At 62.5% G+C, this 15,701-nt stretch carries 15 protein-coding genes and 1 pseudogene; 10 read left to right on the top strand and 6 right to left on the bottom strand.

What is annotated here, in order from left to right; genetic code table 11:
- Nucleotides 1-3: 3 nt before the first annotated feature.
- The 3 genes and pseudogenes from AWT76_RS03385 to AWT76_RS03375 all read right to left on the bottom strand — a co-directional run.
- Complete coding sequence (locus AWT76_RS03385; RefSeq protein WP_072244909.1) at nucleotides 4-1,164, bottom strand: MFS transporter; 1,161 nt, start codon at nucleotides 1,162-1,164, stop codon at nucleotides 4-6.
- A 55-nt stretch (nucleotides 1,165-1,219) separates the two neighbouring features.
- Nucleotides 1,220-2,272, bottom strand: coding sequence for a permease (locus tag AWT76_RS03380; protein ID WP_176699322.1), 1,053 nt, complete (start codon nucleotides 2,270-2,272; stop codon nucleotides 1,220-1,222).
- A 55-nt stretch (nucleotides 2,273-2,327) separates the two neighbouring features.
- Nucleotides 2,328-2,609: pseudogene (locus AWT76_RS03375) on the bottom strand (ArsR/SmtB family transcription factor); the annotation flags it as partial.
- Nucleotides 2,610-3,022: 413 nt separating this feature from the next.
- On the opposite strand from AWT76_RS03375, the gene AWT76_RS03370 reads away from it, so the two are divergent.
- Nucleotides 3,023-4,378, top strand: a complete 1,356-nt coding sequence (locus tag AWT76_RS03370) for an ISKra4 family transposase (RefSeq protein ID WP_072244903.1) — start codon at nucleotides 3,023-3,025, stop codon at nucleotides 4,376-4,378.
- On the opposite strand, the gene AWT76_RS03365 is transcribed toward AWT76_RS03370, so the two are convergent.
- The 3 genes from AWT76_RS03365 to AWT76_RS16850 form a co-directional block, all read right to left on the bottom strand.
- Nucleotides 4,317-5,000 carry a helix-turn-helix domain-containing protein gene (locus AWT76_RS03365; RefSeq protein WP_072244902.1) on the bottom strand — a complete coding sequence of 228 codons (684 nt, stop codon included), beginning with the start codon at nucleotides 4,998-5,000 and terminating at the stop codon, nucleotides 4,317-4,319. The two genes, AWT76_RS03370 and AWT76_RS03365, sit on opposite strands and share 62 nt — an antisense overlap.
- Before the next feature lie 262 nt (nucleotides 5,001-5,262).
- Nucleotides 5,263-5,922, bottom strand: coding sequence for a hypothetical protein (locus AWT76_RS17090; protein WP_082700082.1), 660 nt, complete (start codon nucleotides 5,920-5,922; stop codon nucleotides 5,263-5,265).
- A gap of 86 nt (nucleotides 5,923-6,008) precedes the next feature.
- Nucleotides 6,009-6,275, bottom strand: coding sequence for a hypothetical protein (locus AWT76_RS16850; RefSeq protein ID WP_176699318.1), 267 nt, complete (start codon nucleotides 6,273-6,275; stop codon nucleotides 6,009-6,011).
- A gap of 895 nt (nucleotides 6,276-7,170) precedes the next feature.
- Here AWT76_RS16850 and AWT76_RS03345 point away from each other — a divergent pair.
- The 9 genes from AWT76_RS03345 to AWT76_RS03305 all read left to right on the top strand — a co-directional run bounded on the left by AWT76_RS03345 (nucleotide 7,171) and on the right by AWT76_RS03305 (nucleotide 15,690).
- Entirely contained in the window at nucleotides 7,171-7,776 is a 606-nt protein-coding gene (locus AWT76_RS03345; protein ID WP_072244958.1) for a lytic transglycosylase domain-containing protein, read from the top strand.
- Nucleotides 7,773-8,081 (top strand): TrbC/VirB2 family protein, encoded by a 309-nt coding sequence (locus tag AWT76_RS03340; RefSeq protein ID WP_072244899.1) that lies wholly within the window; start codon nucleotides 7,773-7,775, stop codon nucleotides 8,079-8,081. The genes AWT76_RS03345 and AWT76_RS03340 overlap by 4 nt, the downstream gene beginning before the upstream one ends.
- 12 nt (nucleotides 8,082-8,093) lie before the next feature.
- Nucleotides 8,094-8,372, top strand: a complete 279-nt coding sequence (locus AWT76_RS03335) for a VirB3 family type IV secretion system protein (protein ID WP_072244956.1) — start codon at nucleotides 8,094-8,096, stop codon at nucleotides 8,370-8,372.
- Entirely contained in the window at nucleotides 8,362-10,734 is a 2,373-nt protein-coding gene (locus tag AWT76_RS03330; RefSeq protein WP_072244898.1) for a VirB4 family type IV secretion/conjugal transfer ATPase, read from the top strand. Before AWT76_RS03335 ends, AWT76_RS03330 begins: the two co-directional genes overlap by 11 nt.
- 156 nt (nucleotides 10,735-10,890) lie before the next feature.
- A complete protein-coding gene (locus AWT76_RS03325; RefSeq protein ID WP_082700080.1) occupies nucleotides 10,891-12,060 on the top strand; it encodes a lytic transglycosylase domain-containing protein in 1,170 nt (389 codons plus the stop codon).
- Nucleotides 12,061-12,109: 49 nt separating this feature from the next.
- On the top strand, nucleotides 12,110-12,925 hold the full coding sequence (locus tag AWT76_RS03320; RefSeq protein ID WP_072244897.1) for a type IV secretion system protein: 816 nt from the start codon (nucleotides 12,110-12,112) through the stop codon (nucleotides 12,923-12,925).
- The gene (locus AWT76_RS03315) at nucleotides 12,922-13,599 is read left to right on the top strand and encodes a VirB8 family type IV secretion system protein (protein ID WP_072244896.1); all 678 of its coding nucleotides are present in this window, start codon (nucleotides 12,922-12,924) and stop codon (nucleotides 13,597-13,599) included. Before AWT76_RS03320 ends, AWT76_RS03315 begins: the two co-directional genes overlap by 4 nt.
- Nucleotides 13,600-13,609: 10 nt before the next feature.
- Complete coding sequence (locus AWT76_RS03310; RefSeq protein WP_245638760.1) at nucleotides 13,610-14,347, top strand: TrbG/VirB9 family P-type conjugative transfer protein; 738 nt, start codon at nucleotides 13,610-13,612, stop codon at nucleotides 14,345-14,347.
- Nucleotides 14,344-15,690, top strand: a complete 1,347-nt coding sequence (locus AWT76_RS03305) for a TraB/TrbI/VirB10 family type IV secretion system protein (protein WP_072244895.1) — start codon at nucleotides 14,344-14,346, stop codon at nucleotides 15,688-15,690. Before AWT76_RS03310 ends, AWT76_RS03305 begins: the two co-directional genes overlap by 4 nt.
- Nucleotides 15,691-15,701 lie beyond the last annotated feature (11 nt).

Raw genomic sequence — 15,701 nt, 5'->3', positions numbered from 1 at the left:
AAATCAGCTTCGCCTCAGGAAAAGCAGTGCAATGAACGAAGCGACGCCGATGCCTGCGGTCAGCCAGATGGCGGAAAGGCCCCATGCCGTGAGCGCCGCGCCGAAGATAAGGGGGGCCGCCGCCTGCAGAATGCGCGCCGGAGCGTTGAGCCAACCGATCCGCCGCCCGTATCCCGCCGGGCCAAACAGTGCCAGCGGCAGCGTGCCCTTGGCGATTGTGAGGATGCCGTTTCCCGCCCCGTGCAGGAGCGCGAAGGCGTAGGCTGCGGGGCCTCCGAAGGTCACCAGCGCGACCGCGGCGACAGGATGGGCCGCAGCGGCCATGCGGGTCGAGACAAGCGGGTGGAACCGGCGCAACAGCCCGAACTCCAGCACGCGGGCCGCGACTTGGGCCGGGCCAATCAGAGCGCCTGCCGCGATGGCGACAGCCGTACTGGCTCCGGCGGCTTGCAGCAGGCCCGGCAAATGCGCGGCCATGGCGGTCGAGTTGAACCAGGTGGCCGCGAAGACGAAGGCCAGAAGCCAGACTGCCAGGCGCGACGGCGGTGGCCCGTCCTCCACCGGTGCGCTTGGCGCGGCTGCGGTCTCGGTGCCTTTCGGCAGCCAGGCGTTCAGCGGCAGGGCGACGACCAGATGGATCAGCGCCCAGCCGATGCAGGCTTCCCGCCAGCCCCAGGTCGCCAGCATCAACCCAGAAAGTGGCCAGCCTACCGTGCTCGCGAACCCGGCGATCAGGGTGATGCCGGTGATCGGTCCACGCGCGTCCTTGCCATAGATGCCTGCCAGCGTGGCAAAACCGGCCTCATAGAGCCCGATCCCCATGCCGAGCCCGATCACCGCCCAGCCTGCGAACATCACCACTGGCGACGGGGCCGCCGCCAGCAGCGCCAGCCCCGCTGCAAAGACGATGTTGGACGCCATCAGCACGCCCCGGCCGCCGAAACCGTCGATCCGCGCCCCGGCCCATGGCCCGAACATGGCGGACACCACCATCGCCATGGAGAATGCGCCGAAGACCCAGACCGGCGACAGGCCGAGGTCTTCGGCCATGGGCACGGCCAGAACCGCCGGGATGTAGTAGCTGGACGCCCAGCTGACGGTGAGGGACGATCCGAGGGCGGCGACGATCAGTCCGCGCCGCTCCGGAGACAGTCTTGGGATCATGATGGCGGTTCGATCACCAAAGGAGCGGCGAGACGCTGAGCCTCGCCGCTGTTGCTCATGCCACCTGCGTCCAGAGCTGGAACAGCAGGCCCGAGGCGAAAGCGCCGGTCAGCGACAGCCCGATATAGAGCGCGAAGACCTGCGGACGCGCCAGCGCCCAGACCGCCATGGCCGCGGGGATCGAGGTCACGCCACCGGCGACGAGGAAGGCCATGCCTGCGCCCGGCGCCATGCCCTGCTCGATCAGCCCGCCCACCAGCGGCAGTGCCGCATAGCCGTTCAGGTAGGCCGGCACGCCCACCAGCGTCGCGGTCACGATGGGCAGCAGCCCCTCGCCCCCGAGTGCGGCGGTCACCGTCTCGGCCGGGATCCAGGCCAGCATCAGGCTTTCGAGGATGAAGGCCAGCGTCAGCCACTTCGCGAGGAAGAGCGTCGTGTTCAGCGCGGTTTTGCCGAACTTGGCGCGGCGCGCCGGATCGGTCCAGAAGCGCCAGACCACCGGCTTCGGCGTGCGGATCTTCGCGCCGCCGCAGCCGCCATTGCCGATGCCCTCGCGCAGCGGATCGGCGAAGGCGCCGCCCTTCATCATCAGGTGCACCACCGTGCCGCCGAAGATGCCCAACCCGATGGCGGCCAGTGTCTTGGCCACGGCGAATTCGAGGTCGAGCATGCCTGCCGTCAGCACGAACATCGACGGGTCCATGATCGGCGAGGCGAGCCAGAAGGCCATGACGGCCGAGAGCGGCACCCCCATGGCCAGAAGCGCGGCGATCAGCGGGATCACCCCGCAGGAGCAGAAGGGCGAGATGCCGCCCGCCAGCGCGCCCAGCCCGATCATCAGGACCGGCGCGCCGGTGAAGGCCTTGGCGATCAGGTTGTCGGCGCCGGTCGCGTTCGCCCAGGCGGCAATCGCGATCGACAGGATCAGGAAGGGCGCGGTGTTCAGCAGCGCGTTTGCTGCGAACCCCGCGCTTTCGGCGGCCTGTGGCGCATCGAACACCGCCAGCGCCGCAAGGATCAGCGCCGAGGCGAGCCAGACACGCTGGTCCTGCCAGAGATGGCGCAGCGCGGACCGGAGGCCCGGTGTCGGAAGGGTTGTGTCAGTCATCACCAAATCTCCGGAATTGCAGTTGTTTTAGAGCAAGAAAAAGGTTGCACAGGTCTTACGCCGCATCCTCCGACGAGCGGACCGAAACACCGGCGCAACACTCGGAGGTCAGAAAGCCGACGAGCTTGTGCATCGTCGGAAAATCGACCCGGTTGAACACTTCGCGGCCCTGTTTGTCCTGCACCACAAGCCCGGCATCGACGAGCGTCGACAGATGATGCGCCAGCGTCGAGGGCGCGAGCCCCAGATGCTCGCCGATATCGCTGACCCGCAACCCGTCATCCCCTGCCTTCACCAACAGGCGAAAGATCGACAGGCGGGCATCGTGGCCGAGAGCGGTGTCGCGTAGCCCTTAATTGTGAGATGGGAAATTCAAGGAAATCAACGGCAGTGCTTTGCCCTTAAATATGAGATTTTGCCCTTACTTCCGATATTTTTGCCCTTAAACCTGAGACAGGGGTCAAAGACTTGTGCGGCAAATGTCGATGGAAAATGATGGCGAAGACTCGGTTGCCTTCGGTGCTGAGGAGGAGCGTAGGGCTGCGGTGCCACGTCTGCTTGCCGCAGTTGGTCACATTGCACAAAGGCGCGCGAGAAGCAAAGGCCCCACGACAGCTGAATCTCGCAATTAAGGGCAAAACTCGATGCCGAAAGCGCCTCGTCTCAGATTTAAGGGCAACGCGACGGGAGTGGGCAAAACTTGGGGGTTGGCTGCTATGATGAAGCGGTTGTTCAAATAGGAAGACCGCCATGGATGTACGGATTATTGTCGAGACGACTTTCGAAAACGGGACGAAACGATCCCATCGCCTGGACAGCATCTCTCGCCCGGCTCGGCAGGTCGGGCCAGAGAACTTCGGCCTCATGATGAAGGATTCCCAAAGCTTGCTTTGTGGAATTCAGGAAGCCGTCCTGCGCGATCAGATCGAGGAAATATCGGAAGTGAGCAGGATCTGCCCCGACTGCAACAAAGTCAGAGCCATCCATGATTATCGACCAAGGGTTGTCGACACGCTGTTCGGGCGGTTCCGCATCAAGGCACCACGCATGCGCCGCTGTGCCTGTAACGCCAAATCTAAAGTCGTCTTGGGCGGTCCGTTTTCGCCGCTCGCACATGTTTTTCCAGATCGATCAACCCCGGAACTGCAGCGCCTTCAGGCCGAGCTTGGGGCGCGACATTCGTTTCGGGAAGCCGCTCGTATCATGGAGACGTTTCTACCCTGTGCGAGGCAGATGAATACAACGGTGCGTAATCGCTTGGGCAAGATCGCCCAGGATATCAGTGGCATCGACCGAGCAGAACGCGCCGTCGATGAAGATGCGACATCGCCACCACTGACCGTATTTCTTGACGGTGCCCACATCCGGTGTCGGCCAGAATACCAACGCCGTCACCTTGATGTCGTGGTGGGTAAGATCGAAAGTCCCAATATGAGCCGTCGCTTCGGTCTGGTTCAGCAGGCGCCGCGCTCTCCGGCCAAGCAACTCCGTCAGGCTCTGATTTCGCAGGGCTGGGACGGTCGGCGCCCAGTGACTGTGATATCCGACGGTGAGCCAGCTCTGCCAAATCTGGTCCACCGCGCGGTTCAGGGATCTGTGCGCCACATTCTGGACTGGTGGCATATCTCGATGCGCGTCCAGCATGTCGAGAACGCCGTGAAGGGTCTGCTGCAGGCCGAGAACTTCCCTGGGATATCGGAGCTCTTCCAGCGCCCGGCGGAAACGCTACGGTGGAATTTGTGGCACGGGAAGATCCAGACAGCCGGCACGCTTATTCAATGCCTCATGGTCGACTGCTCGCGACTTTCAAAAGATGACCTTGCGGTGCGTGATGCAACCGCGCGAGTGCAGGCGCGTTGCAGGGAACTCTACACATATCTTGCGAACAACATGGGCAACCTGACCGATTATGGCTGGCGACACCGAAACGGTTTTCCGATTTCCTCGTCGCGGGCAGAGGGTTGTGTGGACGACATCGGCAACACCCGCATGGGAAAACGCCGACGTATGCGATGGTCCCCCAAAGGCGCTCACCAAGTCGCAGTCACAAGAGCAGCCGTCCTAGACGGTAGGCTCTCAGTCTCATTCCACAAGATAGCAGCATGACCCCCAAGTTTTGCCCACTCCCGGCGAGATTGCCCCTGAATTTCTCGGCAATCCTGTTCATGCAGGGCCGCGATCTCCCGCTGGGGAGGTGGGTACGGGCTAGATCGGCCCAGAAGGTGTCATAGGTGATGGTGCCAGAGGCCGGAAATGGCGGGGCACTCTTCTGATCTTGATGATTTTTAGGGGTAATTGATTTATCTTGGAAATCTTTCTTCTTGGGCGGACAGGGGCTGTCCGGGGTAGCTTGCAGCTTGCGCTTGAACCAGCCGCAGAAGCCCGAGAACCTGACGCGGTTGAGCAGGTTCTTGTAACGATGATGCGGGTTCTTGCGGTATTCGCGGGCGATGAGGCCGAGGGCTTCGAGATCAGCCAACCAGCGCCGGATCGAGCGCACAGTGACGCTGAAGCGCTCGGCAATCGCTGCATTCGCCAAGGGCCGCGTCTGAAACGCGCGCCCGGCCGAGAAATCATAGCGCTGCTGCTCGAGAAACCCCAGGAGGTCGATCAGGACCGAGACCTGTGCGCGGCTGACATGGGAGGCGAGCAGCGGGCGCACGACCTCCTCGAGATAGGTGCGGAAACTTGCGGATGAAGGTTTGAGCGGCTTTGGGGTGTTGGTCATGGGTCTTGCTTCTGATGAGAGCAAGAAACCGGCCGCGCGGGATCATGCGCACAAGATGCGTTTTTCCACTTGCGGTTGAGGAGATGTCAGACTAACAAGGCGCCGGTTTTGTTGCGCTTTCCAAGGCAGGCACCTTGGATTTTGTTGAGCCTGTATCTCCCCCGTAGGTTTCCTGCGGGGGTTTTACTTTTGTGGTGGGGTGGTGCCTTTTCTCGTGGGGCGTGTCGGACCCGCGCAGGGGATGCGCGCAGGCTTGCGGGGCTTAGTAATTCACGAACTCGGTATGCTTGCGGCCTTCATGGTCCTCATAGCGGATGGCGACCACGCGCCCGTATCCGCCCCTGAACCCGCCACCGGGCCAGTTCTCATAATGCGAGACGCGCCATTCCCAGCAGCCATTATCGGTCTCGCGTGCGCAGACCTGGATCGGCACACGCCGGATGCGATCAGACCCGGCCAGCCATTCCGGCCCATGACGCAAACTGGCACTGACCCAGCGATGACTGCCATCTTCCAGATAGACGCCGCGCTGCGTGTGATCGCGCCAGGAGTTCGGCGGATCATCACTGCTCATGGGCGGTGATGTGCGGATATGATAGATCTCGATCGCATCGCGGTAGCCGCGCACTTCATCGGTCAACCCGTCCGGGCCAAGGCGGATTTCCGGACTGCCCGGGGCAGGCACAAAGCCAGCGGGCAAACCAAGCGGGCAGTTCCAAAGCTGCAAAGGCGGTGTGACCGGCCAGGGTGTGATGCGCCGGATCATCGTGGCTTTCGCGGCCATGCATTCCGCGCTCGCAGGAAACCCGCCCGCAAGGCAAAGAAGGATCGCACAATCGATCGGATAGGCCTGCGCCTTGGGCGCCGGGAGTGCGGTGGCCGTGAGTGCAAACAGCAGGGTCGCCGCGCGCGATGTGAACATGATCAGTCTTCCTGTTCTTGGGTGTGAGTGTGACGAAAGTGCCGGGCGCATGAGGCCTGGCGTTGCGAAGAATGTGCGGGCTGTCCTCATGGCGGTGCCGCGCGCAGGGTCTCGAGAAACGCGCCATATTGCGCTGTGACCTCGGCCGCCTCGCGCCAGGCGCGGGCGCGTTCGTCATCAAGGCAGCGGAAATACCCCGTCACCTCCGAAAGGTAGTGCTCGAACTCGTCGCGCAGGAGGTCCGCGAATTCCCGCATCAGCCGGGCGTCGCTCGGCAAGAGCGGCGGGGTCAGCGGGAGACAGAACCCCGCATCGCTCTGGGCCTGGGGCGCGGAGGTGCCCGCGCAAAGCATCACCAGTCCAAAACCTGCGCGGATGACCGACCGCCTCGGCCAGATCCACACGCAAGGCGCGAATCTCCCGCGCCCTAAACCGTCACGGTGGACCTGATTCGGGGGTGAGTCGCGGGCGCAAAACCGGCGCGGGACGCGCCTGTGAAGCGCCATCACAGCCGCGTCCCGCGTGCCCGCCAAGCCTGCGAAATGCTGCAGCTGCATTAGTGCGGAAGCCCTGCGAAACAGGCCAGAATACAAGGTAAACAGAAATCTTCTCATGGTTGTATTTTCCGGGTTGCCCCTCAAGAAATGGGTGTCTAAACAGCGCGCCAACACAACTGATAGCGGATTGAAGAAATCATCTCATCGACTACAGCGTGCATCGAATGCCCGCCCGCCTATGTCGGAGGCGCGATTTTTCTGCAAGTGCAAAAGAGGGTATAAGGTATTAGAATACATCGATAATCAGACTGCAGTGCTGCCGTGACAGTGCGGGTTTCGCCTGTCTGCATGCTGCCCGAATTGCATCTCAAAGGGTTCAACCCAAGGGTGTGTTTTTAAATTTATGAGCCCCGCGATCCTTGAGGGGCTGTTCAGACAATCTGTCGTCAAAGGGCGGGTGATTTCGGGTGCACGTCACGCGAAACACCCCTCGATCCAAGGCCGCGCAATCCCTGTTGCGCGGCAGGAGAGCGGCTGTGCCGATCGCGGCGCAGGGATCTGGATCAGCATCAGGATCATGCGCGGCTTTGCCCCTGCGATCTGCAGGTTGTGGAGTGTGAATTTTTTGGTGCGCTTAAATGCTTGTCCCGGGACAGCGGTCCCGACCGTGATCCGGCCAGAGATCATGTCTGTGGTCTTGACCGCAATCTTGACGCTAACCCTCGCCACCCCGGCGCTGGCCAGCGACGGGCTGATCCTGCGCTTTGGAGACGATGGCAGCTTTGGCCCGTCCCAGACCACGCGCAGCTTTGCCAAGCATTATTCAGGCGGCGAGCTGATCGCGCCCCTGCGCGAGGCCGCACTTGTGCCCGAGCGGTCCGAAAGGCCGCGCGTAGAGGGCACAGCAGCACGGGCCGCACCGCGCGTGGGCCCAGAAATCCTCGCGCTGATTGCCGAGACCGCCGCGCGCTATGCAGGCCACGGGGCCTTGCGCGCTACTGGCCTTAGCGCGTCGGACTGGTTGGCGCTATTCCAATCGAATATCGAGATCGAGAGCGCCTATAACCCGAACGCCCTCTCGCATGCAGGTGCCATAGGGCTGGGGCAGTTGATGCCCGACACGGCCCGCAGCCTTGGCGTCAATCCCCATGACATGGCGCAGAACCTCGACGGCTCTGCACGCTATCTGCTGATGCGGCTGGGGCAATTCGGAAGTCCTGAGCTGGCATTCGCGGCCTACAATGCTGGCGCTGGCGCCGTGATCCGCCATGACGGCATCCCCCCTTACCCTGAGACCATTGGTCATGTCCGCAAGGTCATGGCTGTTTTTGACCGCCTCCAAGGAGAGACACTATGACCAAGACACCGACCATCCGGCCCTGGGCCATTGCCGCAAGCCTCGGCATCATCGCCCTGATGCTGGCCGCAGGCCCCGCGCTCGCGCAATCGATCGATCTCGATCCTGTCACCAACCTGTTGCAAGGCATCATCGACACGATCACGGGCCCTCTGGGCATCGCGATTGCCACATTGGCCGTGGTCGGCATTGGGCTGTCGTGGTTTTTCGGGATCATCGATTTCCGCCAGGCGATGTTCGTGGTGATCGCCATCGCCATCGTGGCCAGTGCCGCGACCATCGTCAGCGCGATCTGGCAGACGTGACGGGCGCGGATGATGTGTGAGCGCTCCACCTTGTTTCTGGGCCTCGTGCGGCCACCGCAAATGCTGGGCCTGCCCATCCTCTATGCGGTGCTCTGGATTTTTGGGTCAGTGCTCGCACTCATCTGGTCGCAGTCGCTTTGGGCATTTGCCCTCGCGGCTGCCGCCTATCCGGCACTCTGGTTGGCTGCGCAATGGGACCCGGCCTTTGTCGAGGTCATTCGCGTGGTGTCTGAGCACACGCGGCCCACAAAGAACCGCAAAATCTGGAACGGAGATTCCTATGCCCCGTGATCTTGGTTCAGGCGCGGCCGCCACGCACATCCTGCCAGCTTGGGCCGGGGACGAAGCCCGCCTCGCGCATCATCTGCCATATGTCAAACTCATTGATGATCACACGATCCTCACGCGCGGTGGCGAATATATGCAATGCATCCGGGTCAGTGGCACAAATAGCTTCACTGCCCCCGATGCGACCCTCGACAAGACCCGCGCGATTATCGCAGCGGTGATCGCGCAAAGTGGGGCAGGGTTTTCCTTTTATGTGCACAAGGTCTCGGCCTGCGTGCCGGTGGAGCTGAAGCCGATGGAGGCGGGCGGTTTTGCCGAGGCGCTGGACGCGCGCTGGCAAACGCATTTGGGCCAAGCCGGATTGCGCGACCGCACCCTGACCATCACCGTGGTCAAGCGCCCCACAGTGCTCGAGCGCCTGCCGCTCTTGCGCAAAGCCCGCGCGGGGCAGGGGAGCGATCAAAGCCGCCGCCAGATTGCGCGGCTGAAAGAAGTGGTGGAGTTTCTCACCCAAAGCCTGACCGAGATGGAAGCGCGGCGTTTGACCGCCTCTTCGGGCGCGCTGCTGGGGTTTCTGGAATCGCTGAACACGGGGATCGAGGCTCCAACCTATCCGCGCGGCTTTCCCTCCACCATCGCCGATGACGTGGCCAACAGGCGCGTCACGTTTTGTGGCGACAAGTTCTTGGTCACAGGCGGGTCGGGCGAGGACCGCATCGGGCAGATCTTCACCGTCAAGAACTACCCCAGCCAGACCTGGTGCTCCATGTTCGATGATCTGGCGCTCCCCATCGACATGGTCGTGACCCACAGCTTCACGCCGGTGAACTCAAGCGTGATGGGCGACAGGATCAAGCGCCAGATCCGGATGATGCGCGCAGGCGATGATGCTGCCATCTCGCTGCAAAACGATCTGGTGCAAGCCGCCGATGATCTGGCCTCCGAACGCCTGATCTTCGGCGATCATCATATGAGTGTGGCGACATTTGCCGAGTCCGAGACCAAGCTCGACAGCATCGCGGCTGAAATCCGCAATATCGCGGCCTCCGTCGGTGTGAAGCTGATGATGGAGACATACTCCGCCCGCGCGAGCTATTTTGCCCAGAGCCCCGGCAATGCGAGCTACCGCGCGCGCCGCGCCACGATCACCAATCTCAATTTCGCCGATATGGCCGCCTTGCATCGCACGCCGCTTGGCAAATCGCGCGCGCGCACCCCCTGGGACACGCCGATCACGATGTTTCCGACGCCCGAGCGCTCAGCCTATCGGTTCTCGTTTCATGAGAAAGGCAGCCCCGCCTCTGAACCCACCAGCGGGCATACGATCATCCTCGGTCGCTCGGGCTCGGGCAAATCGGTGCTGGCGACGTTTCTGATGGCGCAGGCAAGGCGCACAGGCGCGCGCATCTATGCCTTTGATTACCGCTACGGGCTCGAGATGGGCCTGCGCGCGCTCGGGGGCAGTTATCAGTCGATCAAAGCGGGCGAGGCCACAGGGCTGAACCCGCTCTGGGTCGAGACCGATGCACCGGGGCGCGAATGGCTGACCGATGCGCTGATCAGCTTGCTGGAATCGCGCGGCGCGCAGCTCACACCCCAGCAGACGCACGCGGTCCAAGCCATCGTACGCCGCAATGCGGAGGCCAGTGATCCATCTTTACGCAACTGGACGGAATTCGCAGGCCAGTTTCGCTCGGTCGATGATGGCGGCGATCTGGCTGAGCGCGTGCGGGAATGGGCGCCGAAAGGCCGCTTCGGCTGGGTTTTTGGCACGAGCACCGAGGACACGTTTTCATTGGATGGCGATGTGGTGGGGTTCGATTTGACGGGACTTCTGGACGCCGACAACGAGACCGCGCGCATGGCGGTGCTGAGCTACATCTTCCGGCGCATCGAGCGCAAGATCGAGGATCGCCGCCCCACCATCGTGCTGATCGATGAGGCCTGGAAGGCGTTCGACAACAGCTATTTCGCGATGAAACTCGAAGACTGGCTGGTCACCGCGCGCAAACAGAACACGGTCGTCGTGATGATGACGCAGTTCGCCTCGCAACTCGACAAATCGCGCGTGGGCAGCACGATCATTCAGGCGCTGCCGACACAGATCCTGCTTCCCAATTCCCGCGCCAAGCCCGGCGATTACGGCCCGCTGGCGCTTAGTGACAAAGAGCTCGATGTGATGATGAACGCGCTGCCTGCCTCGCATCTGGGCCTCATCCGCGATGATCAGGGCGCCCATATCATCGACGCGGGCCTCGCCCCGCTGGGCGACTATCTCGCTGTGCTCGGTGGCCTCAAATCCGGTGAGGCCGTGGTTGGCACGGATTACCGCGACACCCCTGAATTCTGGAGACGGGCGACATGAAACCTGCCGTATTTTTGCTGATCCTCACATCTGTCGTGGCAGGCTGTGCCAGCACACCTGCCGCCCCCGTGCGCTCGGAGTGTTTCCGCGCGGATGGGAAACCGCGCTGCAAGTTCACACCGCTTCCGGAGCTCTGGGCCCGCGAGGCTGCACGCAATGGGTAGTCAGACCAAATCCTGCGCAGCTTTTGCGCAGGTTGTGATTGTCGCGGGGCTGGGCGGTTGGGCGGCCCCATCCGTTCAGGCACAAGGCGTGCCAATCCTTGATCCGGCACAGGCTGTCGAACATGCCCGCCAGCTTGCCGAGCGCTTGCAGGATCAGGCTGTGCAGATCAGCAAGGGCGACGCGCGTGGCAGCATCGAAGACATCAAGCGCGAACAGCTGGACATGCTTGACCAGATTATTGAAAGCGGCACGCTCTCGCCCCAAGACATGGGGGCCACGATCCAGAGCCTTGAGGCCGGACAAGCCGCAGAATCCGCGGCGGCCAATGTCTACCCGGAGTCCGAGACCAGCCTGCCGGCACGCCAGCTTTTTGGCGATGCCCGCCAGACTATTGAGGAAATCATCATTCAAGGTGCCCGCGACACCTATTACCACCCCGGTGTGGCCCGCGCCGGGCTCTCGCCGGTGCAATGGCGGGCGCTCTTGCAAGCGCTGATCTGGCAGGAAAGCCGCTTCAACCCGGCCGCCGAGAGCCCTGTCGGGGCTTATGGGCTGACGCAAATCATGCCCGGCACGGCAAGTGATCTCGGCATCAACCCCGCGTATCGCACGGATCCGCTCTTGCAGGTGCAAGGCGGCGGGCGTTACCTGGCCGGTCGCCTCGACCAGCTTGGCGGCGACATCATCCTGGCGCTGGCCGCCTATAATGCAGGGCTGGGGCGCGTGCAGCAATATGGGGGTGTGCCGCCCTTTGCCGAGACGCAGAATTACGTCCAGGTGATCCCGCACAAATACAACGAATATCTGCGCCTCATTGGCGGCGAAGACGCGCTTGGCACGATTTCCGCCGCGCATATGGCCAATGCCGAGCTGGGCCTGCGCGGCATGGCCGCCATCGGCTATGCAGAACTCGGTCACGCCAATATCCGGCGCGCGGCAGAACGGCTGGCCGCGATCGTCGGCCAAGTCGGTGAAGGGGCAGACTGGGCCGAGGCGCAGGCACTCAACACCTATGCGCGCGCCGAGATCGGGCGGCTTCTGGTGTTCTCGATGCGCTTGCAATCCGCACGCGCCAAACCCCTGAGCGCCGCACAACTCATGGTCATCGCCCAGATGGCCGATGAACAACGCTTTGCCGATTTGACCCTTGAGGAGTTCTGAGATGCGCTCAGCCCATTCACCTTTATCCACGGCACGCCCAAGACCCAGCATGACCGGGCGGTTAAAAACAAGCTGCCTTGCCGCAAATCTGGCACTCGGCTTTGCGATAGCACCGTTCATGGCAGTGGTGCCCACGCCCGGCCTTGCCCAGGGCGTGCCGACGTTTGACGCACAAAATCTGACCAATCAGATCCAGCAGCTTCAGCATATGCTCGACGATCTCGGTATTCAGACCGACCAGCTCGACACGCTTCTGGAACAGGTCGCGTTGCTCGGGGATCAACTTTCCGAGCTGCAAGAGATCCATGGCATCCTGACCAGTCAGAATCCAATGTCGATTCTGATGGGCGGCGATCTTGACTGCCTGCTGCAGCAGGATTTCGAAAGCCTCACGGGCGTGGTCAGCAGCCTCTCGCAAGGCGATCTCATGGGCGCGCTCTCGGGCGGATGTGGGAATATGGCCCAGTCCGTGGAACAGGTTCTGACCAGCACGGGCCTTTCATCGGCGACGGTTCAGCAAATGTCGCAATCCGAGCTGCCAGGTGCACGAAGACTGGGCCAGCAGGCCTCCGCGGCGGTGGTTTCCAGTGCGGCAGCACAAAGCGCGCATGAACGCTCGAACACGAGCGTCCGGCGCATCGAAATCATGGTGAACGAGATCGGCACGACCGACGGGATCAAGGAATCCGTCGATCACAATACGCTGGTGACGGCAGAGATCGGAATCATCCTGTTGCAAATGCTGGAGCTGCAGGCCGCACAGACCATGGCCGATGGTGTGGCTGGCGTCTCGACCGCGGCTCAACAGGCCGAAGAACAGGCGTTCTCTGACCTGACCATGCAACCCCTACAGGTGCAGCCATGAGAGGGTTCAGACGCAAACCCCAAGCCATCCCGGATATTGGCGAGACAGTTACCGAAGAGCTGGTCTTCGGGGCGCTGCGCCGCGAACGGCTCTGGCAGATCATCGCACTGAGCGCCACAGGCTTTGGCATAGTGATGGGGCTCGGCATGATGGTTGTCGCGATGAAGCATGAGATGCCCACGCCTCAGCTCGTGCCGTTCGACACATCGACCGGGGCGGCCGTGCCTTGGGCCGAGGTACGCGCGATATCGCTGGATGAAGAGCAAGCCGTCGCTGACGCCATGGTCTTTGCGTATGTGCGCGACCGGGAGACCTTCAACCAGCTCGACAATGATCAGCGCGTGCGCTCGGTGATGAGCCGGTCTACGGGGGATGCGGCCAACACCATGCGCAGCCTGTGGAGCAGTGCAAACCCGAACTACCCGCCCGAGCGCTATGGGTCTGCCCGCATGGATGTCGAGATCATCTCGATCGCCCCTCTCCCGGGAAACCGCGCCCAGATCCGGTTGCGCAAACGCCTGCGCTCCAAGGAAGGCGATCAGATCGGCAATTTCACCGTGACATTGGCCTATGAGTTCGAGCCCGCGGAGGTCCGCGAGATCGCCGATGTCTGGGCCAACCCTTTCGGCTTCAAAGTCCGCGAATACGCCATCACCTCTGACCGGTTCGAATGAGGATTTTGATATGAGATTTGCACCCCAGACATTGGGCGCTCCGGCGCGCGCGCCGATGAAACGCGCGGCCACCATAGCCCTTGGCCTTTTGCTCCTCTCGGGCCCGCTGGCCGCTGAGATCACCCCGCGCGCCGGCCCACATGATGCCCGCGTGCGCGATGCCATCTATGTCCAGGGCCAAGTCTATAATCTCGTCCTGATGCTCGAGCGCGTCACCACAGTGGAACTGCCGCGCGGCGAGGAAATCGTCTCGGTCGTGGCAGGCGACACACAGAGCTTTGATTTCGACGCGGTCCCTGGAGGACAGGCCTTTGTTATAAAGCCCAAACGCTCAGGCGCGCGCACCAATATCACTGTCTTCACCAACCGGCGGACCTATTATTTCGTGGCCTCGGCTTCCCGGAACACGGCCTTTTATTCGGTGCGCTTCACAGTGCCTGCGGATCAGACCCGTGAGCGCGGCGCGCGCGTGCCCGCGCACCGCGTCATCAACACCCGCTATGGCGGGAACGACATGACGGCAATAACACCCATCGAGGTCTGGGATGACGGGACCTTCACCTATTTTCGCTTTGAGACCACCCGCGAGCTGCCCACGATCTTCGCGATCTCCGACGGGATGGAGCGCATCGCCAATTCCACTCTCCAGCGCGATGGCACGGTCCGCGTGAGCGGAACCAGCCCCTATTGGGTTTTGCGGTTGGGTGAGATCGAGACGGCCATTGCCAATCTTGGAGAGGCGCGATGAGCGACCCCACCGATCTGTCCACCCGTCTCAAGGCGCTCGAGGAAGATTTTGCAGCACCTAAAGCGGCAAGATCCAATTCGTCGTTGCTGATCTTCGGCATTCTGGGCGCGGCAGCGGTGGTCGGCACGGGCGTCTATTTTGCCCTGAGCGGCCCTGAGACCAGCCCGCGCTTGGCCACACAAAGCGCACAGGATTTCCAGACCGGCGGCTCGGCCTTTGGCGATATGGATGTGCGGCGTGACCCGCCGCCTTCACCAGAGCGCGTTGCAGAGCCGGTGCCCGAAACGCCGAGCGAGATGACAGCCCTTCTGGAGCAACTCTCTGCAATGCAGGCGGAGCTGGTTGCGTTGCGCGATGCGCCTGCCCCGGCAGATGACGGGCGCGCCAGTGAACTCTCGGATTTGCAGGCCCAGATCCGGGACATGCAGGCCGCAGCCGATCAGGCCGGACGCGAGGCGCAAGAGGCTGCGCGCAGGCTCGATCGGGAACTCGCGGAACGCAACCGCCAGATCACCCGCCTTGAGAGCGAATTGCAAATGGCACGACTTTCGCAGCCGCCCGACCAGATCGCAGGCGATACCCGCGATTTGGAACGCGAAGCGTTGGAGCGGCGCCGCGCGGCCGCCGAGGAAGCCCGCCTTGCGCGCCTCAATTCGCCCATGCTCGCCATTGGTGGGCGCGGCGGCTCTGGCGAGGGCGAGAGCGCGCAAGAGGCAAGCCGTCTCGATGACAACGAAGCCTTTGTGCGCAATGTCGGTCGACCCGCGCCCGTCGAGCGGGCACGCGTGATCGTCAATCCGGCCAATACAGTGACGCAAGGCAGCGTGATTCAGGCTTCGCTGGAGACCGCGATCGATTCCAGCCTTCCGGGGCCCATTCGCGCAGTCGTCACGCAGGATGTGCATTCCTATGATGGCATGCGCATCCTGATCCCGCGCGGCAGCCGTCTGATCGGGCGCTACTCGGCCAATATCGAAACAGGGCAATACCGCGCGATGGTTGCTTGGGAGCGCATCATCCTGCCCGACAATCAAAGTGTGGCGATTGCGGCCTATGGCGGCGATGCAATTGGACGGGCGGGTCTCTCTGGACGCGTCAACAAGCGCTTTGGTGAACGCTTCGGGGCTGCAGCGCTGATCTCGCTTCTCTCGTCAGGCCCGGCGCTCGCGTCACGCGATATCGACAATGAAACGGTTCGGGACGGAGCCACCCGCGTGTCGAGCGATTTGCGCGATGCAACAGGCAACCTCGTCAGTGACGCGCTCAGCCTGCCACCGGTGATTACCATCAATCAAGGTGCGCGGGTCACAGTCATGGTCGACCGCGATCTGGAGATATTCTGATGGATGGTCTG

The sequence above is a fragment of the Roseibaca calidilacus genome (assembly GCF_001517585.1).
Classification (GTDB): domain Bacteria; phylum Pseudomonadota; class Alphaproteobacteria; order Rhodobacterales; family Rhodobacteraceae; genus Roseinatronobacter; species Roseinatronobacter calidilacus.
This window is presented reverse-complemented; position numbering and strand designations above follow the sequence as displayed.